21 protein-coding genes are annotated in these 25,764 nt (G+C 67.0%); 7 read left to right on the top strand and 14 right to left on the bottom strand.

Annotated features, from left to right (window positions below; translation table 11 throughout):
- Positions 1 to 12 precede the first annotated feature (12 nt).
- Positions 13 to 1,329, top strand: a complete 1,317-nt coding sequence (locus C1930_RS01565; RefSeq protein ID WP_108755158.1) for an ABC transporter permease — start codon at positions 13 to 15, stop codon at positions 1,327 to 1,329.
- 526 nt (positions 1,330 to 1,855) lie between these two features.
- Positions 1,856 to 4,681, top strand: a complete 2,826-nt coding sequence (locus tag C1930_RS01560; protein WP_108770928.1) for a TonB-dependent receptor — start codon at positions 1,856 to 1,858, stop codon at positions 4,679 to 4,681.
- A 159-nt stretch (positions 4,682 to 4,840) separates the two neighbouring features.
- Here the strand turns inward: C1930_RS01560 and rarD are convergent, their stop codons facing one another.
- Both rarD and yedA read right to left on the bottom strand, forming a co-directional pair.
- Entirely contained in the window at positions 4,841 to 5,767 is a 927-nt protein-coding gene (gene rarD / locus C1930_RS01555) for an EamA family transporter RarD (protein ID WP_108770927.1), read from the bottom strand.
- Between the two features lie 10 nt (positions 5,768 to 5,777).
- Positions 5,778 to 6,683, bottom strand: coding sequence for a drug/metabolite exporter YedA (gene yedA, locus C1930_RS01550; RefSeq protein WP_108755155.1), 906 nt, complete (start codon positions 6,681 to 6,683; stop codon positions 5,778 to 5,780).
- A 245-nt stretch (positions 6,684 to 6,928) separates the two neighbouring features.
- On the opposite strand from yedA, the gene C1930_RS01545 reads away from it, so the two are divergent.
- Together C1930_RS01545 and C1930_RS01540 are read left to right on the top strand one after the other, a co-directional pair.
- On the top strand, positions 6,929 to 8,263 hold the full coding sequence (locus C1930_RS01545; protein WP_108748172.1) for an MFS transporter: 1,335 nt from the start codon (positions 6,929 to 6,931) through the stop codon (positions 8,261 to 8,263).
- Between the two features lie 31 nt (positions 8,264 to 8,294).
- Positions 8,295 to 8,630 (top strand): hypothetical protein, encoded by a 336-nt coding sequence (locus tag C1930_RS01540; RefSeq protein WP_234412768.1) that lies wholly within the window; start codon positions 8,295 to 8,297, stop codon positions 8,628 to 8,630.
- A 23-nt stretch (positions 8,631 to 8,653) separates the two neighbouring features.
- On the opposite strand, the gene C1930_RS01535 is transcribed toward C1930_RS01540, so the two are convergent.
- The 5 genes from C1930_RS01535 to C1930_RS01515 all read right to left on the bottom strand — a co-directional run bounded on the left by C1930_RS01535 (position 8,654) and on the right by C1930_RS01515 (position 14,400).
- Positions 8,654 to 9,598: an IS481 family transposase gene (locus tag C1930_RS01535; protein WP_108755154.1), complete on the bottom strand. Its 945-nt coding sequence runs from the start codon at positions 9,596 to 9,598 to the stop codon at positions 8,654 to 8,656.
- Between the two features lie 272 nt (positions 9,599 to 9,870).
- Entirely contained in the window at positions 9,871 to 11,523 is a 1,653-nt protein-coding gene (locus C1930_RS01530; protein ID WP_108770926.1) for a M28 family metallopeptidase, read from the bottom strand.
- Positions 11,524 to 11,601: 78 nt separating this feature from the next.
- Positions 11,602 to 12,534, bottom strand: coding sequence for an MBL fold metallo-hydrolase (locus tag C1930_RS01525; protein WP_108770925.1), 933 nt, complete (start codon positions 12,532 to 12,534; stop codon positions 11,602 to 11,604).
- Between the two features lie 185 nt (positions 12,535 to 12,719).
- Positions 12,720 to 13,016, bottom strand: coding sequence for a hypothetical protein (locus tag C1930_RS01520; RefSeq protein ID WP_108755151.1), 297 nt, complete (start codon positions 13,014 to 13,016; stop codon positions 12,720 to 12,722).
- A 91-nt stretch (positions 13,017 to 13,107) separates the two neighbouring features.
- A complete protein-coding gene (locus tag C1930_RS01515) occupies positions 13,108 to 14,400 on the bottom strand; it encodes a tryptophan--tRNA ligase (protein ID WP_108770924.1) in 1,293 nt (430 codons plus the stop codon).
- Positions 14,401 to 14,508: 108 nt separating this feature from the next.
- Here C1930_RS01515 and C1930_RS01510 point away from each other — a divergent pair, with 108 nt between their 5' ends.
- Positions 14,509 to 15,333, top strand: coding sequence for a hypothetical protein (locus tag C1930_RS01510; RefSeq protein ID WP_108770923.1), 825 nt, complete (start codon positions 14,509 to 14,511; stop codon positions 15,331 to 15,333).
- 79 nt (positions 15,334 to 15,412) lie between these two features.
- On the opposite strand, the gene C1930_RS01505 is transcribed toward C1930_RS01510, so the two are convergent.
- The 5 genes from C1930_RS01505 to C1930_RS01485 all read right to left on the bottom strand — a co-directional run bounded on the left by C1930_RS01505 (position 15,413) and on the right by C1930_RS01485 (position 18,934).
- Positions 15,413 to 15,634, bottom strand: a complete 222-nt coding sequence (locus C1930_RS01505) for a CsbD family protein (RefSeq protein WP_108748166.1) — start codon at positions 15,632 to 15,634, stop codon at positions 15,413 to 15,415.
- Positions 15,635 to 15,836: 202 nt separating this feature from the next.
- Positions 15,837 to 15,974 (bottom strand): entericidin A/B family lipoprotein, encoded by a 138-nt coding sequence (locus tag C1930_RS01500; protein ID WP_108748165.1) that lies wholly within the window; start codon positions 15,972 to 15,974, stop codon positions 15,837 to 15,839.
- Positions 15,975 to 16,141: 167 nt separating this feature from the next.
- On the bottom strand, positions 16,142 to 17,062 hold the full coding sequence (gene rocF, locus C1930_RS01495; protein ID WP_108748164.1) for an arginase: 921 nt from the start codon (positions 17,060 to 17,062) through the stop codon (positions 16,142 to 16,144).
- Between the two features lie 104 nt (positions 17,063 to 17,166).
- On the bottom strand, positions 17,167 to 18,111 hold the full coding sequence (locus tag C1930_RS01490; protein ID WP_108770922.1) for an ankyrin repeat domain-containing protein: 945 nt from the start codon (positions 18,109 to 18,111) through the stop codon (positions 17,167 to 17,169).
- A gap of 58 nt (positions 18,112 to 18,169) precedes the next feature.
- Positions 18,170 to 18,934 (bottom strand): DUF3011 domain-containing protein, encoded by a 765-nt coding sequence (locus C1930_RS01485; RefSeq protein ID WP_108770921.1) that lies wholly within the window; start codon positions 18,932 to 18,934, stop codon positions 18,170 to 18,172.
- 600 nt (positions 18,935 to 19,534) lie between these two features.
- Between C1930_RS01485 and C1930_RS01480 the strand changes: the two genes are divergently transcribed.
- Entirely contained in the window at positions 19,535 to 19,939 is a 405-nt protein-coding gene (locus tag C1930_RS01480) for a hypothetical protein (RefSeq protein ID WP_108770920.1), read from the top strand.
- A 6-nt stretch (positions 19,940 to 19,945) separates the two neighbouring features.
- On the opposite strand, the gene C1930_RS01475 is transcribed toward C1930_RS01480, so the two are convergent.
- Positions 19,946 to 21,589 carry a fatty acid--CoA ligase gene (locus C1930_RS01475; RefSeq protein ID WP_108772517.1) on the bottom strand — a complete coding sequence of 548 codons (1,644 nt, stop codon included), beginning with the start codon at positions 21,587 to 21,589 and terminating at the stop codon, positions 19,946 to 19,948.
- A gap of 128 nt (positions 21,590 to 21,717) precedes the next feature.
- Between C1930_RS01475 and C1930_RS01470 the strand changes: the two genes are divergently transcribed.
- Positions 21,718 to 22,392 (top strand): response regulator transcription factor, encoded by a 675-nt coding sequence (locus tag C1930_RS01470; RefSeq protein WP_108748159.1) that lies wholly within the window; start codon positions 21,718 to 21,720, stop codon positions 22,390 to 22,392.
- Between the two features lie 4 nt (positions 22,393 to 22,396).
- Here C1930_RS01470 and C1930_RS01465 read toward each other — a convergent pair whose 3' ends face one another.
- Positions 22,397 to 25,732, bottom strand: a complete 3,336-nt coding sequence (locus C1930_RS01465) for a PAS-domain containing protein (RefSeq protein WP_108770919.1) — start codon at positions 25,730 to 25,732, stop codon at positions 22,397 to 22,399.
- Between the last annotated feature and the right edge of the window lie 32 nt (positions 25,733 to 25,764).

Here is a 25,764-nt window from a genome sequence, read left to right as displayed (position 1 = left end):
GGAGGACTCCCCATGAACAAGCTCAAGAAGTGGTTCGGCAACGCCTTCACCGTGCTGCTGCTGGCGGTGGGCCTGGTGCTATGGATCGGCCTGCCGTGGTTTGGCGTGCTTGCCGTGGCGCTGCTGCTGGCGCTGTGGCTGCTGCTGACCCGCGGTGGGCGGCTGGCACTGGCCGCCACCCGCATCGGCGTGGCCAGCCTGCCGCAACGCTGGGGCGCGTCCTCGGTGATCGTGGTCGGCATTGCCGGCGTGGTCGGCGTGCTGGTGGCCATGCTGGCCATGGGCGAAGGCTTCCAGGCCACGCTCAGCAACACCGGCGATGACACCACTGCCATCGTGCTGCGCGGCGGTTCGCAGGCGGAAACCAACTCGGTCATCACCCGCGAACAGGTGCCCACCCTGTCCACCTTGCCCGGCGTGGCGCGCGATGGCGAAGGCCGCCCGCTGCTGTCGCCGGAACTGTCGCAGGTGGTGAACCTGGTCTCGCGCGCCGACGGCACCGACGTCAACGCGCAGTTCCGCGGCGTTGGCCCGCAGGCCTGGGCCGTGCATGACAAGGTGAAGATCGTGCAGGGCCGCAAGTTCAGCGCCGGCCTGCGCGAGATCGTGGTCGGCCAGGGTGCGCAGGGCCAGTTCCGCGATATGGAAGTGGGCAAGACCCTCACCCTGGGCAACCAGACCTGGACCGTGGTGGGTGTGTTCGCCACCGGCGATGCGCACGATTCGGAGCTGTGGACCGACGCCGATACGCTGGCCACCACCTACCAGCGCAGTGCCTGGCAGTCGATCAGCGTGCGTACCGAAGGCAAGCCCGGCTTCGAGCAGTTCAAGGCCGCCGTTGCCGCCGATCCGCGCCTGAAGCTGGATGTGGAAACCACCCGTGCGTACTACAGCAAGCAGGGCGGTGGGCTGACCAAGCTGATCGACATCCTTGGCAAGGTGATCGGCACGATCATGGCGGTGGGCGCGGTGTTCGGCGCGCTCAACACCATGTATGCGGCAGTGGCCACGCGTGCGCGCGAGATCGCCACCATGCGCGCGATCGGCTTCCGCAGCCTGCCGGTGGTGACCGCGGTGATGCTGGAAACCATGCTGCTGGCGCTGCTGGGCGGCCTGCTGGGCTGCGCGGTGGCGTGGCTGGTGTTCAATGGCTACAGCGTGTCTACGATCGGCAGCAACTTCAGCGCGGTGGTGTTCAAGTTCCATGTGTCGCCGGAACTGCTGTGGACCGGGTTGAAGTGGGCGCTGGGCATCGGCCTGGTCGGCGGCTTGTTTCCGGCGCTGCGTGCGGCGCGGTTGCCGATTACCACGGCGTTGCGCGAAACCTGATCAACGCACGGGTGTAGGTAGTGATGAATGTAAGCGGGCGAAGCGAAGGCTTCGCCCGTTTTTTTTGCCCGCCATCCACGCATGGCGTGGATCTACCGGACCGGGGCTCGCGTCATCCACGCATGGCGTGGATCCACCGGGGCACGCGCCATCCACGCATGGCCTGGATCCACCGGGGCTCGCGCCATCCACGCATGGCCTGGATCCACCGGCCGTCATTGCGCGGGCGCCATGCAGTAGATCCACGCCATGCGTGGATGAACCACCGCACACCACGCGCATTACAGATCACCCAACATCGGCCGCTATCGATGCCTCTGCGCATGCAAAACAGCGCGCGCGTGATGCCGCGCACATCCAGCCTGTGGATTGTTGGTTGCGATTCATCTTCGCGCGCATGTGACACGCCGGGACAAACAGTTACGAATGAAAACACTCTAGAATCGCGCCCCCCACGTTGGTTTGCAGCACCCTCCGCGCCCACAGAACGGGCGCATGTTTTTTTCTGAAACACGAGATTTCACGGATGTTCCTGAAGACCACCCCGCTGCGCAACGCGATCACCCTCGCGCTGGCTGCCAGCTGCACCACCCCCGCCTTTGCACAGGATGCAGGCGACAACACCACCAACCTCGACCGCATCGAGATCACCGGCTCGCGCATCCGCCAGGCCAGTGTCGAAACCGCCCAGCCGGTGGTTGCGCTGAACCGCGCCGAGATCGAGAAGAAGGGCTACGTCAACGTTGCCGACATCCTGCAGGACGTGACCGCTGCCGGTTCGCCGAGCATGAGCCGCGCCTCCTCGCTGACCTCCTCGCGCGACTTCGGCGGCATGTATGTCAGCCTGCGCAACCTGGGCCCGGAACGCAGCCTGGTGCTGATCGACGGCCGCCGCATGGGCGTCAGCGCCGGCGGTTATTCGGACCTGGCCTCCATTCCTTCGGCCATCGTCGAGCGCGTGGAAGTGCTGACCGACGGCGCTTCGGCGCTGTACGGCTCGGACGCCATCGCCGGTGTGGTCAACATCATCACCCGCAAGAACTTCGACGGTGGCGAAGCCAGCGTCTACGTCGGCCAGTACGGTGAAGGCGACGGCCAGAAGCGCTCCTACAGCGCTACCTTCGGCAAGACCTTCGACCGCGGCTGGTTCAGCGTGGGTGCCGAGCGCACCAAGGAAGACGAAGTGATGGGCGGCGCGCGCGAGTTCAGCCGCTACGTCAACGGCCCGCGCCACCCCAATGACGGCCTGAACGGCACCACGCCGTGGGGCAGCGTCACCGTGGGTGGCAAGGCACTGACCGTCGGCCCGGGCGGTGACCCGACCGATGCGGCGAACTTCCACACGCCGAACCCGGCCGATGGTGCCAACACCAAGACCAACATGAGCCTGCTGACCGGCCTGGAGCGCACCTCGGTGTTCGCCAACGGTGGCTTCTCGTTCACCGACAACCTGCGCCTGGTTGCCGATGCGATGTACAGCAAGCGCGAATCGACCAAGCACCTGGCCGGCTACCCGTACTCGGTCACCGCCGCGCAGTCGCGCAATGGCACCCGTGCCGCCCTGTCCAAGGACAGCGCGTTCAACCTGTGGGGCCAGGACGTGCTGTTCTCGCACCGCACCGAAGAGATGCTGCGCGGCACCGAAAACACCCTGGAAACCAAGCGCGGCAGCCTGAGCCTGGAAGGCAGCTTCGAAACCGGTTCGCGCTACTGGGACTGGAACGTCAGCTACACCTACAACCGCAATGAAGGCGAGCGCGTCGGCACCGGCAGCATGTACCAGCCGAACGTGAACCTGGCCGTGGGCCCGTCGTTCATCGAAAACGGCGTTGCCTACTGCGGCACCCGCGATGCGGTGATTGCCGGCTGCGTGCCGTGGAACCCGGCCGCGCCGATGGGCTATACCGGCCCGGGCTCGCTCAGCAACCAGGACGTGCAGGATTACCTGTTCGCCCGCTTCGTGGACAAGAGCCAGACCACCACCAAGGTGGCCAGCGCCAACATCTCCGGCTCGCTGTTCTCGCTGCCGGCCGGTGACATCATGGCCGCCATGGGCTTCGAGCACCGCACCGAAGAAGCACGCTACACCCCGGACCTGATGGTGCAGAACGGCCAGATTGCCGGCACCAGCGGCCAGCCGACCCAGGGCGACTACTCGCTCAACGAGGTCTACCTGGAACTGCAGGTGCCGCTGCTGGCCGACATGGCCTTCGCCCGTGAACTGTCGCTGGACGTGGCCGGTCGCTATTCGGACTACAACAACTTCGGTTCCACCACCAACAGCAAGTTCGGCCTGAAGTGGAAGCCGATCGACAGCCTGCTGGTGCGCGCCACCTACGGCACCGGCTTCCGTGCGCCGACCGTTGACGACCTGTACGGCGGCACCGTCAGCAGCCGCGATTCGTTCACCGATCCGTGCGATACCTCCTTCGGCACCGCCGCCACCAGCGCCACCGTCGCGGCCCGCTGCAAGGCCCTGAACGTGCCGGCCAACTTCCGCCAGCTCAACAGCGATGGCAGCGTGGCCAGCAAGCCGGGCCAGCAGGCCACCACCGATTTCAATTCGGGTTCCAACCCGAACCTGAAGCCGGAAACCGCCAAGACCTGGACCGTCGGCCTGGTCTACAGCCCCGACTTCGTGCAGGGCCTGGACCTGAGCCTGGACTGGTGGAAGATCCGCATCGACAACGCCATCGTTGGCGAGTCGGCCACCAACATCCTGGAACAGTGCTACGTGCAGGGTTCGGACGCTGCGTGCGGCCGCTTCACCCGCGGCAGCAACGGCCAGGTCAATGCGCTGGACCGTTCGCTGGTCAACGCCGGCTACCGCGAAACCGCCGGCTATGACATCAGCGCGCGCTACCGCCTGCCGGAAACTGCGTTCGGCAAGTTCGCCGTCACCTGGAACACCACCTACACCGACTACCTGGAGCAGCGTAACGACAACGCCGCGACCACCCCGGTGGAACAGCTGACCAGCTGGGGCGGCAACTTCCGCGTGCGTTCGACCTTCAACCTGGACTGGCAGTACGGCAACCTGGGCATCGGTTGGACCGCGCGCTACTACTCCAGCATGAAGGAGAAGTGCTCCTACATGGACGAGTGCAACATGCCGGGCTTCAGCTCGGCCTACACCGATGCCTCGCCGACCAATAAGGTGGGTTCGAACACCTTCCACGACCTGCAGGTGCGTTACGCCCTGCCGTGGGATGGCACCGTTTCGCTGGGCCTGAACAACGTGTTCGACCACCAGGGTCCGATCATGTACAGCCAGCCGAACAGCAGCTTCGTCTACTACGGCGGCTTCGACATCGGTCGTTTCATGTACATGAAGTACCAGCAGCGCTTCTAAGCACTGCACCCGCGTTCCCGTTCCGGCCAACTCTCTCCTGGCCGGAGATGGAAGCAGAACGGCGCCCCTCGGGGCGCCGTTCTTTTTTCCGCGGTCCTGGGGTCGGATCCCTTCGCATGGCGAAGGGCTCTGACCCCATCGTCTTCGCAGGTCCCGGGGTCAGAGCCCTTCGCGCTGCGAAGGGATCTGACCCCGCGCTGCGCGCATCGCCCGCACGTTCTCGGCCACGAACAGCACCAGTCCGGCCCAGATCACCGCAAAGCCGATCGCCTTGCCGGTATCGAACGCTTCATGGAAGAAGAACACGCCCAGCAGCAACTGCAGGCTGGGCGCGATGTACTGCAGGATGCCGACCAGCGACAGCGGAATGCGCTTCACCCCGTAGGCGAAGCCGATCAGCGGCACGGCTGTCACCACGCCACCAAACACCAGCAGAAGATCGTTGCGCCAGCCCCAGCCGTGGAAGAACGCGCCGCCGTGGCCGTTCTCGGCCCAGATCGCAAAACCCAGCGCCGGCAGGAACAGGTACAGGCTTTCCACGCCCAGGCCGGCCACCGGATCGACCGACACCAGCTTGCGCAGCAGGCCGTACAAGCCAAACGAGCAGGCCAGGCCCAGCGCGATCCATGGCGGCGTGCCCGCATCGATGGTCAACCAGGCCACGCCCACCGCCGCCATGCCCACCGCCACCCATTGCAGGCGGCGCAGCCGTTCCTTCAGCACCAGCACGCCCAGCAGCACGTTCACCAGCGGATTGATGAAGTAGCCCAGGCTGGTTTCGATCACATGGCCAGCGTTAACCGCCCAGATGTACAGGCCCCAGTTGAAGGCGATGGTCAGGCTTGATACGGCCAGGATCGGCAGCGCGCGCGGCTGCGCGGCGATCTTCTGCCACCAGCCCAGGCGTGCGCTCAGCAGCAGCCAGGCCACCACCAGCACGGTGGACCAGATGATGCGGTGGGCGATGATCTGGAACGAAGGCACCTCGTTGAGCAGGTGCCAGTACACCGGCACCAGCCCCCACAGCACGAAGGTGGAGGCGGTGACCAGCAGGCCGCGGCGTTGTTCTTTTTCGTCCATGCTCACTTCTTCATGCTCATTTCTTTCGGGTCCGGGCCATGGTCAGCACCACCACGCCCAGCAGGATGACCGCCATGGCCAGGAAATCGCGCCAGCCGAAGCGCTCGCCATTCAATGCCGCGCCCAGCAGCACCGCGATCACCGGGTTCACGTAGGCGTAGCTGCCGGCCAGCGCCGGGCGCACGTTGTGCAGCAGCCAGACATAGGCAGTGAAGGCCACGATGGAGCCGAACACGCACAGGTAGGCCATCGCCAGCAGGCCACCGGTATCGGGCAGGGTGGTCGGGCGTTCGCCCACGGCCAGGCCGATCAGCACCAGCAGCACGCCACCGCACAGCATCTGCCCGGCGGCGGTCATGAACGGGCCGGGCAGATCCAGCCCGCGCGCCCAGACCGAACCGAACGCCCAGCCGATCGGGGCAATCAACAGCAGCACCAGCCCCGTAGGCGAAGCGGTCAGGCTGCTGCCCGCGTTCAGCCACACCACGCCGACGAAGCCCACCGCGATGCCCAGCCACTCGCCGCGGCTGGCGTGCTGGCCACGCAGTGCGGAAAACAGCGCCATCCACAGCGGCACCGAGGCCACCGCCGTGGCGGCCAGGCCCGACGACACCTCGCGTTCGGCCAGCACCACCATGCCGTTGCCCAGCACCAGCATGGTCACGCCCATGATGACCAGGTTGCGCCACTGCCGCAGGGTCGGCCGGGGCAGCTTCCAGAACACCCGCAGGGCCAGGTACATCAGCCCGCCGGCAATGATGAAGCGGCTGCCAGAGACCATGGTGAGCGGCAGCGCGCCGCCGTGCAGGGCCTTGGCGATGCCCAGGTAGGTGGACCCCCAGACCACGTAGACCAGCAGCAACGCCAACGCAACAAGGCCGCCCCGGGGGGCAGCCGCAGAAGAAACAGGGGGAGCCGACATGACGCACCAGAAAGCCGGGGGAAGCCGGATTCTAGAGGGTTCGGCTGCATCGCGTACGACGATCTAGCTATGGTCCCTCCCCCCCGCCGCTGTCATCCTGTGCGGTCCCATGCCCTGCCCCGCCTGTTCCGGCACCTGGCGTTGACATGGGATGCAGTACCCAGGAGGCTGACCGCCAGCGCCCCGCGCGCGGCTGGCACCGATCTTTCCCGCACGGAAGCGCCGCATCGAGGATCCCCAACCGGATGAGCACCACGTCCCATTCCGCTGTCCCCAGCACCGACGGCGCCGCGCTGCGCCGGTCGATCTCCAATACCCTCAAAGGCTCCGCCGGCAATCTGGTGGAGTGGTATGACGTCTACGTGTACTCGGTGTTCGCCGTGTACTTCGAATCACAGTTCTTCTCGCCCGAAGACAAGAACTCCACGATGTACGTGTGGGCGATCTTCGCCGCCACGTTCCTGATGCGCCCCATCGGTGCCTGGTTCTTCGGCCGCTTCGCCGACCGCCATGGCCGCCGCCTGGCGCTGACCGTGTCGGTCACCCTGATGGCCGTCTGCTCGTTCCTGATCGCCATTACCCCCACCGCGGCCAGCATCGGCATCTGGGCGGCGATCATCCTGCTGTTCGCGCGCCTGCTGCAGGGCTTCGCCACGGGTGGTGAGTACGGCGCCAGCGCCACCTACATGTCCGAGGCCGCCATTCCCGGCCGCCGCGGCTTCCTGTCCTCGTTCCACTACGTCACCCTGGTCGGTGGCCATGTGCTGGCCCAGCTCACCCTGTTCCTGATGCTGAGCGTCTGGGGCAAGCCGGAAATCTCCGAGTTCGGCTGGCGCATCGCCTTCGGCATCGGCGGTATCGCTGCCGTGGTGGTGTTCTGGCTGCGCCGTGGCATGGACGAGACGATGGAAGAATCGTCGATCGAAGCCGCGCGCGAAGGCAAGGCGAAGAAGTCCGGTTCGATGTACGAACTGTTCGTGCACCAGTGGCGCCCGCTGCTGCTGTGCTTCCTGATCACCGCCGGCGGCACCATTGCCTTCTACACCTACTCGGTGAACGGCCCGAAGATGATCCAGAGCGCGTTCGCCGCCGACGACCCGATGACCGCCACCCTGGTCAACCTGGGCGTGCTGACGTTCCTGATGGTGCTGCAGCCGGTGGGCGGCTGGCTGTCGGACATCATCGGCCGCAAGAGCCTGCTGGTGTTCTTCGGCGTGGGCGGTGTGCTGTACAGCTGGTACCTGATCACCCAGCTGCCGCACCAGCACGATGCCACCCTCGCCTTCCTGACCCTGGCGCTGGGCTTCGTCATCCTCACTGGCTACACCTCCATCAATGCCGTGGTGAAGGCCGAACTGTTCCCCGCCCACATCCGTGCGCTGGGCGTGGGCCTGGGCTACGCGCTGGCCAACTCGCTGTTCGGTGGCACCGCGCCGCTGCTGTACCAGGGCGCGCTGAAGACCGGCCACGTGGACTGGTTCGCCATCTACGTGACCGCCACGATCGCGGTATCGTTGGTGGTCTATGTGTTCTTCCTCACCAACAAGGGCCCGAACTGGCTCGACGGCACCCGCAAGTAACGCTGCGGTCCTGATGGCAGCCACCGGTGCAATGCCGGTGGCTGCGGTTTACCCGGCCACCCCACTGATGTGGGTGGCCCTGGGCACGGCCCTGGCCACGATGCTGGCCTGGCTGCTGCGACGCCCACCCGCGCAGGCCCAATGGCCGCGTATCGGTTTTGGCATCGCCCTGCTGCTGTTCTGCCTTGCCCTGCTGGTGGCGCTGGCCACGGTGCTGGGCGGTGATGCCACGCCCATGAACCTGCAACTGCATCGCGGTGAGAATCCCGGCCGTGCGCTGGCGTCGGGGCCGCGGGCAGGGCTGTATGTAGTCGCTTTGGTCGCCAGCGCCTGGGGCGCATGGCGGCTGCTTCGCGGCGGCCGGTAGAGTCGGCTGGGTAGAGTCGACTGTTAGTTGTGTAAACCCACTACGTTATTCAGCGGCACTCTGGAGATAGGTGGCTGGCCGCCGATCCCCATATGGGGACGGTGCCAGTTGTAGTGGTGCAGCCATTGGGTCAGCACGGAATTGCGTTGGTCCGAAGAGGCGTACTCGCAAGCGTAGGCCCACTCGCGCAAGCTGGTCTGGATGAAGCGCTCCGCCTTGCCGTTGGTGCGCGGTGTGTAGGGCTTGGTCCGGATGTGCTTGATTCCAAGGGATTTGAGCAGCTTGGCAAAGGCGGTGGAGCGATAGCAGGCGCCGTTGTCGGTCAGGATCCGCTTGAAGGTGATTCCCAAGCTGGCGTAGTACTCCAGAGCGCTCAGCAGCGCTTGGCAGGCCGTTTCTCCCTGTTCGTTGGGGTGAACGCTGCTGTAGGCGAGCCGGGAATGATCGTCGATGGCCACGTGGACGTACCCCCAGCCGCCGCCGGCAGCGTTTCCCCGGCGTTTGGCATCGGTTCTGTGCCCAGGCCTCTGGAAGTTGCCCAGTTTCTTGATATCCAGGTGCAGCAGTCCTCCGGGCTGATCGTATTCGTATCGGATGACCGCTTTGGGCGGATCCAGCCGGCACAGCCGGTTGAGGCCGTGAACACGCATCAACCGGGAAATGGTGCTGTGGCCGATCCCCAAGGCCTTGGAAATGGTCAGGTAGGTGTGCCGTTTACGGCGGCGCTCCTTGATCTGCTCGACGACCGACGCAGGCGTGGCATGCGGCGTCTGGTGCGGGCGAGAGCTGCGGTTTTCCAGCCCCGACGCCCCGAACTCCCGGAATCGGGCCAGCCACTTGTAGGCCGTACGCACACTTACGCCACACGCTTGTGCTGCCTCCTCCGGCCGCAGGCCCTCGTGGAGGATGCGACGGACAAGAAGTTCTCGACTAAACGGCGTTAAACGGGCATTTTTATGGTTGTTCATCCGGGCTCTTTGGGATCTGGAGAGGTGTGGTAACCACCATTTTCCAGAGATGTCCCGGATGAACAACGTACAGAGAGATCACAGTTAGTCGACTGCCTTCCCGTCCGACGCATGGAAACCCGCGCTTCGCGCGAAGTCGACTAACAGTCGACTCTACCGCAGGCGTCATGGCGCCGTTGCCATTTCACCGACGTCATGGCGCCGATGCCAATTCGCCGCCGTCATGGCGGCGCGGTCATCTCCACGCCGCCACAGCCGATATCCCCCCGCCATCAGCGGCGGGCGGCTTCACTCTTCTCGCGGGCACCGCGGAATTCGGACGCTTCTTCCCAGGTCGGCCAGCGGCGGCTGTTGGCCAGTTCGGCACCCAGGTCGTACACCAGCAGGGTGTCGGCGGCATGGCCGGCCGGGTCCCAGCTGGGGGTCCAGGCATCGCAGGCCTGGTGGTAGCAGTCGGCGAAGTACTTCTCGCGCAGCGCGCGGCCGGCTTCCACGCCGCCTTCCAGCTTGTCCAGGCCCGGGCCGATGGTGATGGCCGGCACGCCCAGGCGGGCGAAGGCGAAGTGGTCAGCGCGGTAGAAGAAGCCGGCTTCCAGGTTCGGATCGGGGCTGTAGCTGCGGCCGCGGGCCTTGGCGACGCGTTCCAGATCCCCTTCCAGCGACACGCGGCCCTTGCCCCACGAGGCAATATCGCGGGTGGCGCCATCGGGGCTGAACATTTCGATGTTCAGCACGGCGGCGGTCTTTTCCAGCGGTGCCAGCGGGTGCGCCGCGTAGTAGCTGGCGCCCAGCAGGCCCTTTTCTTCAGCGGTCAGGGCCACGAAGAACAGCGTGCGCTGCGGCTGCGGGCCGGCGGCAAACACCCGGCCCAGTTCCAGCACGGTGGCCACGCCGGTGGCGTTGTCGATTGCACCACGGCGGATGCGGTCGCCCTTGGCGTCGGGCTGGCCGATACCGAAGGCATCCCAGTGCGCCGAGAAGATCACGGCTTCATCGCCGTGCTCGCCACCGGGCAGCTTGGCCACCACGTTGCGGGTCACCACCTGCTCGCGCTTCAGTGCGAATTCCGCGCTGAGACGGGCGTTGTCCAGCAGCACCGGGCGGAAGTCGGCCTGCATGGCCTTGCGCTTCTCGGCGTCGAAATCCAGGCCGGCGTCGGCGAAGATCGCCTCGGCCAGCGAGCGCTGCATCCAGCCGCGCAGCGGCGTGTGCTGGGCCATCGCCTCGGCGTTGCTGCGTTCGATGTCGAACAGCGGCGAGGTGCCCGAACTCTTCACCGTGGCCCAGCCGTAGGCGGCCGGCGCGGTCTCGTGCACGATCAGCACACCCTCGGCGCCACGGCGCGCGGCTTCCTCGAACTTGTAGGTCCAGCGGCCGTAGTAGGTCACCGCCTTGCCGTCGAACGCACCCGGCGCATCGGCCTCGAAGTCGGCATCGTTGATCAGCACCACGGCAATCTTGCCGTGCAGATCCACATCCTTGTAATCGTTCCAGTGGCGTTCCGGCGCATCGATGCCGTAGCCGACGAACACCAGCGGTGCGTTCTTGATCTGCACGCGCTTGCGCGGCTGCAGGCTCTGCAGGGTCACGTCCTCGCCGTTCACCAGCGCGCGGGTGCCGCCCTTCAGGGCCAGGCTGGCCTTGGCCGCGCCATCCAGCTGCGCACGCACCAGCGGTACCGGCTGCACCCAGCTGCCATCGGCGCCACCGGGCTGCAGGCCATAGCTTCGGAACTGTTCGATCAGGTACTGCACGGTGCGCTCTTCGCCTGCCGTGGCCGGGGCGCGGCCCTCGAACTCGTCCGAGGCCAGCACCCGCACGTGGCGCGACAGCGCCTGCGGATCGATGCCGCCACCGGGAAGATCATTGGCCGCATGGGCCAGGCCCCCGACGAACAGGCAGGACGACAGCAGCAACACGCGCATCGGATTCACGGCAATACCACGGCAGGAAGGGATGCCCTGAAGTGTAGCGTGACAGTGCGATGACGGCGTGCGTTGCGTTCAGCGACGCACGCGGTCCAGCCAGCAGGCCAGGCCCTGCGCGTTCAATTCGATATCCATGGCCAACACCTCGGCCACCGCGGCCTGGTCCAGCGCGCAGCCATGCGCCTGCGCGCGCTCCAGGTACAGCGCCTGCAATGCCGCCAGCAGGCAGCGGTGGCGATCAGGCCGTCCATCGCACTGGCGGCCGATGGTGGCCATGGCATCGATCTGTTCGATCAGATCGGCCGCCAGCGTCGGCACCTGCTGCACCCGCCCGTAGTGGGTCAGGTACATCGCCTGCGGGTCGTACGCCAGCATGCGCTGGATCGACGCCTTCATGGCCTCGGGATCGAACTGCACCGGCGAAGACGTCGGGAAGATGAAGGCGCCCTTGGCGCTGTCCAGCTCGCGGTAGGAAATGCCGAAGGTATCGCCGGTGAACCAGCTGCGGCTGCGCGCATCCCACACACAGTAGTGGTGCAGCGCATGGCCGGGGGTGTGCAGCAGCAGCAGTTCGCGGCCGGCCAGATCGATGCGGTGGCCATCGTCGGCCACCACCACGCGGTCTTCGGCAATCGGCTCGATGCGGCCGTAACTGCGCGCGATTTCCTCGGCGCCGTACACCGCGGTGGCGCCGGCAATCAGCAGGGTGGGGTCGATCATGTGCGGTGCGCCGCGCGGGTGCAGCACGGCACGGGCCTTGGGCAACTGCTGCATCAGCAGGCCGGCGCCGCCGGCGTGGTCCAGGTGCACGTGGGTCAGCAGCAGCCAGTCCACCGCTTCCGGGCCCAGGCCGGCATCGGCCAACGCCTGCAGCATCGCCGGTACCGACAGACCGGTACCGCAGTCGACGAAGGCGGCGCGATCGTTTTCCACGATCAGGTAGGCGGCATCGAACTGCGCCCGCTGGAAACCGGTATCGATGGTGTGGATGCTGGGGTCGGCGGTCATCGGCACGCACCTGGCAGGTGGCGGAACAGACGCCCATGGTAGGCCGCCGCAGGGGCGCGGTTCGATGCGGCTTTGGTCGGAGGGGCACGGTGGGCCGGGGGTAGAGTCGACTGTCAGTCGACTTCGCGCAAAGCGCGGATTTTTTGGCAATGCCCTGCAGGAGAGCAGTCGACCAACGATCGACTCTACCTTTGCAGGTACCTCGGCCGCAGCAGCAGTGCCAGCACCAGCACTGCCAGGAACGCGCCGTAGGCGTACAGCACGGCCAGCACCTGCGGCCAGATCGGGCCTGCACCGGCCTGCACCAGGCCGATATGGTGGCCCCACAACATGGCCACGATGCTCAACAGGAAGGCCAGCACCAGGCTGGCGCTGTCGAACACGCGCCGCCGCAGGGTGCGCGGCTGGCGCGGGAAGAGCCAGTACAGGCTGCCCAGCAGCAGGAACCAGGGCAGGAACAGCAGCAGTGACAACCAGGCCATTGCAGACTCCGCGTCAGGGACGTTGCGCAGTTCCACGTGCCGACCAAGGTCGGCACCTACCCACTACCAATTGCCGTGATGTTCCGGCACGTTACTCGGCGCGCAGCGCCGCCAGTGCGGCCAGCACGGCCTCTACGTCGGCTTCCAGCTTGAACAGCTCGCTCTGCAGTGCGTCGCCCTGCTCGGCCTGCTTGAGCACGGCGATCAGCTGGCCGGCATCACGCGGCGAATCGAAGCCTTCGCTCTGGATCAGCAGCGTGCCGTCGCCGGCGGTCAGCTTGAAGTAGAAGCGGCCGTCCTTCTCGCGATACTGCTTGAACAGCGGCGGGGCCACGCGGGCCACGCCGGCGTCTTCGCTGGCGATATCGCCGGCGCTGGACAGATCGCGCAGGCCCACGGCGTGGCGCAGTTCGTCCAGCAGCGGCATGGCCAGCTGTTCGCGCAGCTGCTGGCCACGGCGCTTCAGCAGCGCTTCGATCTTTTCCGGCTCGGCCATCAGTGCGTTGTAGCGCTCGCGCAGCGGCGACAGTTCGCTGTCGATGCGCTCGAACAGCTGCTGCTTGGCATCGCCCCAGCTGATGCCTTCGGCGAAGGCCTGGGCAAACGCGGCGGTCTGCTCGGCGGTGGCGAAGGCCTGGTACATCTGGAACAGCGCCGAACCTTCGGTGTCCTTCGGTTCGCCCGGTGCGCGCGAATCGGTCAGGATCGAGAACACCAGCTTCTTCAGCTCTTCGCGCGGGGCGAACAGCGGAATGGTGTTGTGGTAGCTCTTGCTCATCTTGCGGCCGTCCAGGCCGGCCAGGGTGGCCACCTGCTCGTCGATCACCACCTCGGGCAGCGGGAAGTACTCCTTGCCATACACGTGGTTGAAGCGCTGGGCGAAGTCGCGCGCCATTTCGATGTGCTGGATCTGGTCACGGCCCACCGGCACCTGGTTGGCCTTGAAGATCAGGATGTCGGCGGCCATCAGCACCGGGTACATGAACAGACCGGCGCTCACGCCGGCATCTTCATCCACCCCTTCCTCGCGGTTCTTGTCCACCGCCGCCTTGTAGGCATGGGCACGGTTGAGGATGCCCTTGCTGGCGATGGCGGTCAGGAACCACATCAGCTCGGTGGTTTCGCGGATATCGCTCTGCCGGTAGAACCACACGTGTTCCGGGTCCAGGCCACAGGCCAGCCAGCTGGCGGCGATTTCCAGGGTCGCGCGCTGGGTGCGCTGCGGGTCCTGGGCCTTGATCAGGCTGTGCAGGTCGGCCAGGAAGAAGAAGCTTTCGATATCCGGCGCGCGGCTGGCGGCGATCGCCGGGCGGATGGCGCCAACGTAATTGCCCAGGTGGGGCGTGCCGGAGGGGGTGATGCCGGTAAGGACTCGGGTCGTCATGACTGCGTGCGGAAACCTTCGATGAACGGGGCCAGTTTACCGCGTGCCGGGCCAACCCCGTCGGGGCCGGCCGTGCGTTTGTTCACTCGAGCCCACCGGAGACCTGCCATGAAGCGCCTGCTGCCCCTGCTGCTGATCCTGCCCCTGGCCGGCTTCCGGCCTGCCCCGCCGCCGTCGGCCCCCTACCCGCAACAGCCGGTGCGGATGGTGCTGGTGGACCGCGACCGCGATACCGAACTGCGCAGCTATGCCGCCGACGGCCAGCAGTGGGTGGCGGGGGAACGCGGCCACCGCTACGCCGTGCGCCTGTACAACGACAGCCCCAGGCGGGTGCTGGTGGTGCTGTCGGTGGACGGCATCAATGCCATTTCCGGCGAAGATGCCGATCCGTCGCAGACCGGCTACGTGCTCGATCCGGGCCAGAGCGCGGACATCACCGGCTGGCGCAAGAGCCAGGACGAGGTGGCCCAGTTCGTCTTCAGCAGCCCCGGCGGCAGCTACGCCAGCCGCACCGGGCGGCCGGACAACATCGGCGTGGTTGGCATGGCGGTGTTCAACGAGGCCTACCGCTGGCGCCCCACCCCGCGCCCGCCGCTGCGCCATCTGCCGCCGCCGGCACCGGCCGCGCCGGCCCCCGCCGCCGAATCGGCCGCGGCCGACGCCAGTGCCAGCCGCATGGAAAGCAACAGCGCCAGCAAGGCGCGCAGCCAGGCCCCGGCGCTGGGCACCGGCCATGGCGAGCGCGAGTACTCGCAGGTGCGCGATACCCAGTTCGAGCGCGCCAGCCGCACACCCACCCAGGTAGTGCAGCTGCGCTACGACAGCGCCCGCAACCTGCGCGCACGTGGCATCCGCCTGGATGCACCGTCACGCCTGGCGCAGGAACCGCAGGCCTTCCCCAACCGCTACGTGCCAGATCCGCCGGCGCGCTGAGCGCACACAGCACGACGCCCGCACCATTTCGGCGCGGGCGTCGGGCTGTGGGGGACGCTCAGGTGTCTCAGCGCGGGACTTACCTGAAGTCCGGGTAATCCTTGCGCACGCTGTCCGAGAACTCGCTGACTTCCTTCTCGGCACGGTCCTTTGCCCAGCCATAGCGTTCCTGCAGACGGCCGGCCAGATACTCGGCGTTGCCTTCTGCCACATCGAAATCATCGTTGGTCAGATCGCCCCACTTGGCCTGAGCCTTGCCCTTCAGCTGCGACCACTTGCCGGAAATGATGTCTTTGTTCATTGCTGGAATCCTTGGTTGCAACGGCGTTCTTACCGTGACTCCAGCTTCGCCCACTGCCTGTTGAACAGCGGTCAACCCACCATGAAAAGCATGCTCACCTGCTTGAATGGTTCACTACCCGGCGCGTTGCACCGCGCCTGCACGCGCGCACGAAAAAGGCCGGGACATGCCCGGCCTTCCCGTGTGTCGCACCACCGCAGGCTCAGTTGCCCTTGGCGGCATCCTCGACCTTTTCGCCAGCCTTCTGCACATCCTTGCCGGCACCGGCAACGGTATTGCAGCCGGACAGCATGGCCACCGAGAACATCGACAACAGCATCAGGGCAACTACACGCTTCATGAGCTTCTCCTTGGGTTGGCCGCTACACCGCGCACATCGCGGGTCGGATTCTGTCGGTTGGCGGCGGTCCCCGAAGGCAGCGCCGTCGCTTGACGTGCAATCTGGCGGCAACGGCGTGGAGCGAGTGTGAACGGCGCAGTGGGCCATTCAGACTGCGGCAGGCAGGCTCAGTCGCGCATCAGGGTGGATTTGCCGAACAGGCTCTCCACCAGGTCCACGGCCAGCTCGGCAGTGGTGTTGTGGTTGTCCAGCAGCGGGTTCAGTTCCACGATGTCCAGCGAGCCCATGCGGCCGCTGTCGGCAATCATTTCCATCACCAGCTGCGCCTCGCGGTAGTTCACCCCGCCCGGCACGGTGGTGCCCACGCCGGGGGCGATGCTGGGGTCAAGGAAGTCCACGTCGAAGCTGACATGCAGGTGGGTGTTCTCATCCACACCGGCCAGCGCGGCTTCCACCGTGCGCTTCATGCCGTTCTCATCGATGTAGCGCATGTCGTACACATCAACCCGGTGGGTCTTGATCAGGCGCTTCTCGTCCGGGTCCACCGAACGGATGCCGATCTGGTGCACCTGGGTGGGGGCGATGGCCGGGGCGCTGCCGCCCAGCCGGGTCAGTTCGTCCGGGCCCAGGCCGCACAGGCAGGCCACCGGCATGCCGTGGATGTTGCCCGACGGGGTGACATCGCTGGTGTTGAAATCCGAATGCGCATCCAGCCACAGCACGCGCAGGGTCTTGCCCTGCTCACGGCACCAGCGCGCCACGGCGGTGATCGAACCGATGCCCAGGCAATGGTCGCCGCCCAGCATGATCGGCATGCGCCCGGCCTGCAGTTCGGCGTAGCTGGCCTCCATCAGCGCGCGGTTCCAGGCCACCACTTCATCCAGGTGGCGGTAACCGGCCACCGGCGCCGTCCACGGGTTGCGCGGGCCGTCCAGGTTGCCCAGGTCGCGCACGTCCACGCCACGCGCAGCCAGCGCCTCGGGCAGGCCGGCCACGCGCAGGGCTTCCGGCCCCAGCCGCGCCCCGCGATGGCCCGCGCCCACGTCGGTCGGCACGCCAATCAGGGTGACGGAAATGGGATGGGCCATGGGTGCCTCCTGCGAACGAAAAAGAAGCACAGTCTAGCCAGAGGCGTGTGACACCACTCGCGGCGGTGCAGCAGGACCACAGTCGCGTTCAATCTGCCTGAACGCTAGAGAATGGCCGCCGCCCAACGCTCGGTGTAAAACACACGCTTCTTCAGCACGTCGATCCGCCACTGCCCACCCACACGCTTGAGCACGAACAAGTGCTCGTAACGCAGGGAGCGCGACTTCTGCGGATCATCGCGGACCAGCACTTCCGCCTTCGACGCCGTGGGCCTCGCAATGGCTACCAGTTGATCTTCAGGCACGTATCGCCGGGGGTTCCCCACCGAAACGCCGGTCGAGTACACACGCCTGCGGTCGGTACACCAGGCCGTCAGTATGGCCAGTTTATCCTGCTGGAAACCCTCGCTGAGCATGAGGTCACCGCCGGAGCGGGAATCGTTGTAGCCGCGCGTTTCCCAGGCGTGATAGTCCAACAAGTAGCCGCGCACTACCGCCGCAGGCTCCCCTCCAGCGTCTGGCTCAGGCCACTCGAGGGGCAGCGCCTCCGCCAGAACGGGCGGCATCTGCGCACCTGCCGCCTGCAGACGTTCTGCCACGTTCCCGTGCTTGCGAGCCACAGCCAGCATGAGTGCATTGCGCCCTTCAAAATCCAGCGGTGCCACGTTGGCGCCGCTTTCCAGCAAGAGTTCAACCATCGGTAGATGCCCACCGGACGATGCCAGCATCAACGGTGTGTACTGCGACTCCGGCGAAGCGATGTCCACCGGAGCTCCGCGCTCGATCAATAGCCGTCCGATATCACCATCGCCTCGCTCGGCGGCCCAACTCAGCGCCGTGTAGCCGAGTGCGGTGCAGGCATGCTGGATGTTGGCGCCACGATCCAGCAGCCTTGCTACTGCGTCCCGCTTCCCGGCAATGACGGCCGACAGCAGGGGGGTACGCCCCGTGCCCTTGTGCTGCCACTCGATATCGGCGCCTGCATCAAGCAAGGCCTCCATCCGGTCGAGATCCGCTTTTTCCGCGGCCTTGGCCAGAAGATGGGACATGGTTCTGACTATCCAAGCAGGTGAGGACAGCTACCATAGGGCGGCGGGCACGAACAGCTCAACCCCCGCGGCGGCGCACCGGGGTGAGGCTCTGCACCTGGCCGTTGTTGCGCAGCATGCACAGGAAGCGGCCATCGGCATAATCGATGATCAGTTCCTGGTAATCGCTGCCCACCGGTACCTGGGTGACCAGCGTTCCCTGGTCGCCCTTGCGCGCATTGCACGATCCCAGCGCGGTATCACCGGCGGGTGCCACGCGGGGTACGCTGGATGTGTTGCGGAACACCGCCCGGCAGCCGCCGTTCACCCATACCGAATGCCGCGACAGGCCCCAGTTCACGCCCTGCTCGCAGCGGGTGCGGCTGAGCTGACGGCTCACTTCCACGGCGCCACGGGTGTTCATGTCGCACGACACCTGGCGCTGGTCGGTGGATTCGCAGGTGACCTCGTTGGGCAACGCGGCATCGCCGTCGTTGTCGTGCCGGTGCGCGGGCGACGGCGGCGGCGCTGCCGCGCTGTCGCTGACCTGGCAGATGCCGTTGGCCCCATTGCGGCCGGTGTAGCTGACCTGCGGCGTGCCATCGTCGCCGGTGCTGATGGACACCGTCAGCCCGCTCTGTGCATCGCGCGCTTCGGCGTAGCGGTCATTCACGTGCTTCAGGGTGGTCTGCCGCCCCTGCACGTAGACCGGCCCGCCCGCGTCGGCGTGCACGTCGATGCCACCGGGGCAGCGGGCATTGAGGAAGGGCACGGCGGCCAGCGCCGGCGTCGTGAGCGCAACACCCAGCACAGCGGCAACAACAGACAACGTCTTCAGGCGCATGGTCGGCTCCCGAGCGGGCCCGGAACGGGCAGATGGGCGGAGTATGCGGTGCAGGTGTCGGAGCGGATGTGAGGGCTGGGATGAGGTGTCGGCCGCCGGTAGCCGAGTGGACACCACCGCACGGCCGTGATGGGATGAAGGCACGCCTGCAGGGTTAAGTATTCTTTACACGCCGCCGTGTGCGATGCGCATCAGGCGCTTGAAACTGCACGCCATTCAACGCATTCCTGAGCCGCGCGCATTCTGTCGTTTTTGCCTTGGAATCATTGCTTTGAGCCAAAAACGGCAATTCAACTTTCTGATCAGAAAGTGCGAATGGATCGTGAGAATCAATTGGCGCAGCCTCTTCCCACGTGCCAATCATGAATCGCCACCTCATCCGGTGGCCGGGACTTCCAAGCCCGTTGTTCGATGATGTTTACGCTTGCCAGTCGGCGTCGTCGCCTCCTGCACGACGCCGGCTGGCAATCCGTCCGCGGCTCTACGGCGGGCGTTGCGTGGGGGCCCTGTGCCCGCCGGTTCATCGACTCGGTCTTGGAAGCCACGCATCGCCCGCCACCCGCAGCCGGTGGCGCTCTGCCCCGCTTCGAGGATGCCCGCATGACCCGACCGCCGCACCCGTTCCTGACTGCCACCCTGGGCGACGCTGCCGCGCAGCTGCCGCCGGAACTGGCACGCCCGCTGGAAGCCGCCTTCGCCGCCGCCAACGAAGTGCCCGATCCGCTCACCCTGCCCGCCTGCCTGCAGCGCCTGCGCGCCGGTGAAGCGGCCGATGGCCAACCCTGGCGGCGGCCGGTCTGCTCGCCGGCACAGGGCCAGGCGTTGGCCCGCGCCGACCGCGCCAACGCCGGCCTGACCACGGTGCTGGAACTGCTGCACGCCGCCGAACGCGTGCGCGTCGATGGGGCCACCAAGGACGATATCGGCGACGCCACGCGCGAAGGCCTGCTGCTGGCCTGCCGCGGGCTGGCCGAATACGTGGGGCAGCAGCTGCAGGCCGCCTGAGCCGGATCACGCCGGCGGCGCAGCCATCTGCGGATCGTGCAGGCTGCGCAGCTTCTTCTTGTTGATCTTGCCCACGCTGGTGCGTTCCAGCGCATCGACGAAGCGCACCCGCTGCGGAATGGCGTAGCGGGATATATCGCCGGTGCGGCTGCGCGCCGCCACCAGTTCGATGATCTCTGCTTCACTCACTTCGCTGCCGGCCTGCCGCACCACCAGCGGCAGCGGCCGTTCGCCCCACTTGTCATCGGCAATGCCGATGACGGCCACCTCGCTCACCGCCGGGTGCAGCGCGATGATGTCTTCCAGTGCCAGCGACGAGATCCATTCGCCGCCGGTCTTGATCACATCCTTGATGCGGTCGGTCACCCGCAGGTAGCCGCTGCTGTCGATGTTGCCGATGTCGCCGGTATGCAGATAGCCGCCTTCCCAAAGCACCGCCGATGCCTCGGGGTTGTGCAGGTAGCCCAGGGTCAGCCAGGGCGCGCGCACCACCACTTCGCCGGTGGCACTGCCGTCGTGGGCGACGTCCTGCATCTGCGCATCGACGATGCGCAGTTCGACCAGCGGCACCGGAATGCCGGCCTTGGTGCGCAGTGACAGTTCCTGTTCCGCATCGGCCACTGCGTCGGGGTCGATCTGCGCCAGGGTCAGCAGCGGGCAGGTTTCAGACATGCCATAGCCGCCGAAGACATCGATGCCGCGCGCCAGCGCCTGCTGGGCCAGCGCGCGCGGCAGCGCCGCACCGCCGATGATCACCTTCCAGCCGCGCAGATCGGCCTGTGCCGCATCGGAGTGCTCCAGCAGCATGTGCAGGATGGTGGGCACGCAATGCGAGAACGTCACCCGTTCGCGGGCGATCAGCTGCAGCAGCCGTGCCGGCAGGTAGCGCCCCGGATAGACCTGCTTGATGCCCATCAAGGTGGCCACATAGGGCACGCCCCAGGCGTGCACATGGAACATGGGCGTGATTGGCATGTAGACATCGTCGCGATGCAGGCGCCCCTGGCTGGCAGCACTGCCCAGCGCGGCCATGGCCGCCAGCGAATGCAGCACCAGTTGCCGGTGGCTGAAGCACACCCCCTTGGGCAGGCCGGTGGTGCCGGTGGTGTAGAACACGGTGGCGCGCGTGTTCTCGTCGAAATCGGGGAAGCGGGTAACCGGCGTGGCCTCGCGCAGGCCGGCCTCGTACTCGCAGGTGAAGCCCGGCGGCAGCGGACCGTCCTCATCGTCCAGCAGGATGCGCGTCTGCAGGTCGGGCAGCTGCTCGTGCAGCGCGTACAGCACCGGCAGGAAATCGCGGTTGGCCAGGATCACCCGAGCGCCGCTGTGGTTCAGCGTGTAGGCAATCTGTTCCGGCGCCAGGCGGATGTTCACCATCATCAGCACCGCGCCCAGCATCGGCACGGCGAAGTAGCTTTCCAGGTAGCGGTTGCTGTCCCAGTCCATCACCGCCACGGTATCGCCCTGCTTCACCCCCAGCGACGCCAGCAGGCCGGCCAGTTGGCCGATGCGCGCCTGCAGGGTGCGGTAGTCGAAGCGCACGCGGTCGCCGTAGACGATTTCCTGCTGCGGCCGCGTCGCCAGCGGCGTATGCAGCAGCTGCTTGATCAGCAGCGGGTAGGCCGGCGCGGCGGCGTGTTCCGTTGGCATGGTGCGCTCCTTGTGGGCCGCATCGGGGCGGCCGGGTTCATCGGCCACACTAGCGATCCACGCAGGCCACGCCAGCGTACCTAGGTACCTGTGCCCGGCCGCAGCGGTTTTGCTAACCTCGCCAGAACATGCCCAGCCTGCTGATCGCCGACGACCACCCCTTGTTCCGTGCCGCCCTGCACCGCGCGGCCGAGGACGCCGTGGCCGACCTGCAGATCAGCGAAGCCGATTCGCTGGAAACCGTGCTGGAAGCACTGGAAAGCCAGCCGATCGACCTGATGCTGCTGGACCTGCACATGCCGGGCAACCACGGCCTGGCCGGGCTGGCGACCATCCGTGCGCTGCAGCCGGGGCTGGCGATCATCATCGTGTCGGCCAACGAAGAACCACATGTGATCCGCCGCGCGATTGATCTGGGCGCGGCCGGCTACCTGCCCAAGAGTTCCGGCTTGAACGACCTGCAGCACGCGCTGCAGACCGTGCTGGAAGGCGAGCGCTGGATTCCGGCGTTGTTGCGCGAAGCGGTGGCGCGGGTCACGCCGTTCAACAAGGACGCCGACCTGGCCGCACGCCTGTCCAGCCTGTCGGCGCACCAGTACAAGGTACTTAGCCTGGTGGCCGAGGGCCTGTTGAACAAGCAGATTGCCGACCGCCTGGGCGTGCAGCTGCGCACGGTGAAAGCGCACATGACCCGCATCATGGAACGGCTTGGGGTGCGCAATCGCGCGCAGGCGATCCGCGTGCTGCACGAAATGGGCCTGACCGATCCCGCACGACAGATTGAAGACACCCAGGACGCCTGAGACCTCAGTCCGCCACGGTGGTGGGCGTGGCCAGCAGGTGGTTGATCGCCCAGCGCAGGGCCAGCGGCTTGAAGGGTTTGTTGAGCAGTGACAGCCCCACCGCACGCACCGCCTCGCGCACCTCGCTGCCGGTATCGGCGCTGAGTACCACAGTCGGCCGCGGACCATGCGCGGCCACCAGCCGCTGCCACAGCGCCACCCCGGTATCGCCCGCGTCCAGGTGGTAGTCGAACAGCCACAGCGCGGCATCGGCCGCGGCGCTGCCCACGGCGTCCGCATCGGCAACGGCCACCACGTCGCAGCCCCAGGCCAGCAGCATCTGCTGCATGGCGTGCAGGGCGTCCGGATCGTTGTCGACCACCAGCACACGGGTGCCCTTGATGGCACTGCTGCCACCGCTGGTGGCCTGCGGGCGCTGGACCACCGGCGGTGTGGCGCGTGCCACGCTGATGGAGAACGCCGAACCGTGATCGAGCACGCTGTGCAACCGCAACGGTGCATGCAGCAGGTGGGCAATACGGTGGGCGATGGTCAGCCCCAGGCCCAGGCCCTGGCCGTTGCTGCGGTCGCCGCGGTGGAATTCCTCGAACACGATGGACTGCTGTTCCGGGGCGATGCCGGGGCCGCTGTCATGCACCCCGATCAGCAGCGCCGGGCCGCGACGGCGCACGCCCAGCAACACCCCGCCCTGGCGGGTGTAGCGGATCGCATTGGCCAGGAAGTTCTGCAGCACCCGCCGCAGCAGCAGCGGATCGCTGTGCACCCAGGCCGCCGTGCGCACGTAGCGGAACTGCAGGCCACGCGCGGCGGCCAGCACGGCGAATTCCTGCGCCAGCGGGTCCAGCACGGTGGCCAGCGCGAACGGGCGTGGGTCGGGCACCAGCCCACCGGCTTCCAAGCGCGAGATGTCCAGCAGGCCCGACAACAGATCGTCGGTGGAATCGAGCGCCCCGCGGATCTGGCGCAGGAAGCTGCCGAGGAATTCCGAATCGATGTGCTGGGACATGGCGTCGGCCAGCAGCTGCGCCGCGTGCAACGGTTGGATCAGGTCGTGGCCCACGGCGGTCAGGAAGCGCGTCTTGGCTACGTTGGCCCGTTCGGCCTCGTGCACCGCCTGCTCCAGCCGCGCGGTGCGGTCCTGCACCCGCCGTTCCAGCGTTTCATTGCTGCGCTTGAGCGCATCCTCGGCGCGGCGGAAGGCGGTGACGTCGGTGAAGGTGGCCACGTAACCACCGCCGGGCATCGGGTTGCCACGGATTTCAACGATGGTGTTGTCCGGGAAGATGCGCTCGGACAGATGCGGGGTGCCGCGCCGCATGTGGGCCACGCGGCGCTGCAGCGCGTGGTCGGGGCTGTCGCCGGCACGCTGGCCGATCTGCAGCTGGTCCAGCGCCCACGCGGTCAGGTCCACCACCGGCCGGCCCACCTGCAGCAGTTCCGGCGGGAAGCGGAACAGCGCGGCGTAGCGGCTGTTCCAGGCCACCAGCTGCAACTGCGCATCGACCACGCTGATGCCCTGGCTCATGTTTTCCAGCGCGGCTTCCAGCAGGCGCTGGTTGAAGCGCAGTGCCTGGGTCGCCTCGCCTACCGCACGGGTGACCGCATCCAGCGGCGCCGCGCCGCCATCGCGCGCGGCTTCCACCAGCAGGCGCGCCATGCCGGCGCCGACCACGGCGGTCAGTTCGCGCTCGATGGCGGTCACACGCTCGCCTTCCAGCATCTGCCCGGCATGCCCTTCCATCAGCTGCCGTGCGCGTTCCTGGCCCAGGAAGCGCCCGGCGGTGCGGCGCATGGTGGCCGCAGCCACCGCATTGCGCTGGCGCGGCAGCGACGGGCGCACCGCCCGCGCCACCAGCACGATCGCCACCAGGTTCGCCGCCAGGCTGGCACACATGCTGATGGCGATGTGCCCCGGTTGCAGCCGCACCGACAGCAGGGCCAGCCAGTGCAGGCCGTCGCCGCTGGCACCCGGCTGCGGCGACGGCACCACCATCGGCAGCAGCACCAGCCACAGCCACACCAGCGAGCCCACCACGATGCCGGCCATGATGGCCGGCGCCGGCGTGCGCGGGCGGTACACCGCCAGCAGCACCGCCGGTGCCAGCTGCGAGAGTGCGGTGAAGGACATCAGGCCGAAATCGCTGAGCGCTTCGGTATCGCTCATCGCGCGGCTGTACAGCCAGGACATCAGGAACACCGCGACGATGCCGGCGCGGCGCAGGGCCAGCACGCGCGGGCGCAGGTCGGCACCGGCGTCGCCGCCCTGCATGCCGCCCAGCAGGCGCGAGCCCACACCGTGGTTGCCCAGCATGATCGACAGGGTCAGGCCGGACAGAATCATCATGCCCGTGGCCGCGCTCAGGCTGCCCAGGTACGCCACCAGGGCCAGCAGATGGTGGCCACCGGCCAGTGGCAGGCCCAGCACGTACAGGTCTGGCGAGACCGACGGCGGCAACTGCGCCGCGCCATACAGCGCCATCGGCACCGACGGCAGGCCGATCAGCAGCAGATACAGCGGAAACAGCCAGCGCGCCGTCTTCAGGTCGGACGACTGGCGCAGCTCGACCACGCCCACGTGGAACTGGTGCGGCAGGGTGAACGCGGCCAGCGCACCCAGCAGCACCATGGTCAAAAAATCGGGGATGACCGCCGGCGGCGGCAGGGTGGCCATTTTCTGCAGCAGTGGCGTGCCGGACTGCTGCACCGACAGCGCGGCATACAGGCCGATGGCCAGCAGCGCCACCAGCTTCAGCACCGATTCCAGCCCCAGCGCCACCACGATGCCGCGGTTGTGTTCGGTGGCCGAGGCCTTGCGCGCGCCGAACAGCAGGGTGAACGCGGCCATGGTCAGGGCGAACCAGAACGACATGTCCAGCCGCCAGCCATTGGCGGCGAAGTGATCGCCCAGCAAGGCGCCCAGGCCCTGGCTGACCGCTTTGAGCTGCAGCGCGATGTAGGGAATGATGCCGAACAGCGCCACCACCGTGATGGTGATGGCCAGCCCCTGGTCACTGCGCAGGCGCGCCACCACCAGGTCGGCCAGGGTGGCACTGTTGTGCTGCTTGGCCAACCGCCCCAGCCGCAGCAGGAACGGCAGGCCGAAGGCAAAGATCAGCGCCATGCCGATCAACGTGGGCGGCACCGGGAAGCCCCACTGCACACCCTGCGATGCCGCGCCGTAATAGGTCCACGCGGTGCAGTGCACCGCCAGTGACAGTGCGTAGATGACCGGCCAGGCGCGCGCCAGGCGGTGCCCCTTGCGTTCGCCCCACAGCGCAACGCCGAACAGCAGCACGGTCCACGCGATGCAGGCCAACAGGACGATCGAGGGCGTCAACATCGCTCCAGTGTAGAGAGAACCCGTGCCGCCGT

Source organism: Stenotrophomonas sp. SAU14A_NAIMI4_8 (genome assembly GCF_003086695.1).
GTDB lineage: Bacteria > Pseudomonadota > Gammaproteobacteria > Xanthomonadales > Xanthomonadaceae > Stenotrophomonas.
Note: the sequence above shows the minus strand (reverse complement) of the source record. Positions and strands in the feature narration are given on the sequence as shown.

Excerpts from the sequence above, each read along its gene's own strand:
- C1930_RS01565 (WP_108755158.1), top strand. The coding sequence starts at position 13 with ATGAACAAGCTCAAGAAGTGGTTCGGCAACGCCTTCACCGTGCTGCTG.
- C1930_RS01560 (WP_108770928.1), top strand. The coding sequence starts at position 1,856 with ATGTTCCTGAAGACCACCCCGCTGCGCAACGCGATCACCCTCGCGCTG.
- yedA (WP_108755155.1), bottom strand. The coding sequence starts at position 6,683 with ATGTCGGCTCCCCCTGTTTCTTCTGCGGCTGCCCCCCGGGGCGGCCTT.
- C1930_RS01545 (WP_108748172.1), top strand. The coding sequence starts at position 6,929 with ATGAGCACCACGTCCCATTCCGCTGTCCCCAGCACCGACGGCGCCGCG.
- C1930_RS01540 (WP_234412768.1), top strand. The coding sequence starts at position 8,295 with ATGCCGGTGGCTGCGGTTTACCCGGCCACCCCACTGATGTGGGTGGCC.
- C1930_RS01535 (WP_108755154.1), bottom strand. The coding sequence starts at position 9,598 with ATGAACAACCATAAAAATGCCCGTTTAACGCCGTTTAGTCGAGAACTT.
- C1930_RS01530 (WP_108770926.1), bottom strand. The coding sequence starts at position 11,523 with ATGCGCGTGTTGCTGCTGTCGTCCTGCCTGTTCGTCGGGGGCCTGGCC.
- C1930_RS01525 (WP_108770925.1), bottom strand. The coding sequence starts at position 12,534 with ATGACCGCCGACCCCAGCATCCACACCATCGATACCGGTTTCCAGCGG.
- C1930_RS01520 (WP_108755151.1), bottom strand. The coding sequence starts at position 13,016 with ATGGCCTGGTTGTCACTGCTGCTGTTCCTGCCCTGGTTCCTGCTGCTG.
- C1930_RS01515 (WP_108770924.1), bottom strand. The coding sequence starts at position 14,400 with ATGACGACCCGAGTCCTTACCGGCATCACCCCCTCCGGCACGCCCCAC.
- C1930_RS01510 (WP_108770923.1), top strand. The coding sequence starts at position 14,509 with ATGAAGCGCCTGCTGCCCCTGCTGCTGATCCTGCCCCTGGCCGGCTTC.
- C1930_RS01505 (WP_108748166.1), bottom strand. The coding sequence starts at position 15,634 with ATGAACAAAGACATCATTTCCGGCAAGTGGTCGCAGCTGAAGGGCAAG.
- C1930_RS01500 (WP_108748165.1), bottom strand. The coding sequence starts at position 15,974 with ATGAAGCGTGTAGTTGCCCTGATGCTGTTGTCGATGTTCTCGGTGGCC.
- rocF (WP_108748164.1), bottom strand. The coding sequence starts at position 17,062 with ATGGCCCATCCCATTTCCGTCACCCTGATTGGCGTGCCGACCGACGTG.
- C1930_RS01490 (WP_108770922.1), bottom strand. The coding sequence starts at position 18,111 with ATGTCCCATCTTCTGGCCAAGGCCGCGGAAAAAGCGGATCTCGACCGG.
- C1930_RS01485 (WP_108770921.1), bottom strand. The coding sequence starts at position 18,934 with ATGCGCCTGAAGACGTTGTCTGTTGTTGCCGCTGTGCTGGGTGTTGCG.
- C1930_RS01480 (WP_108770920.1), top strand. The coding sequence starts at position 19,535 with ATGACCCGACCGCCGCACCCGTTCCTGACTGCCACCCTGGGCGACGCT.
- C1930_RS01475 (WP_108772517.1), bottom strand. The coding sequence starts at position 21,589 with ATGCCAACGGAACACGCCGCCGCGCCGGCCTACCCGCTGCTGATCAAG.
- C1930_RS01470 (WP_108748159.1), top strand. The coding sequence starts at position 21,718 with ATGCCCAGCCTGCTGATCGCCGACGACCACCCCTTGTTCCGTGCCGCC.
- C1930_RS01465 (WP_108770919.1), bottom strand. The coding sequence starts at position 25,732 with ATGTTGACGCCCTCGATCGTCCTGTTGGCCTGCATCGCGTGGACCGTG.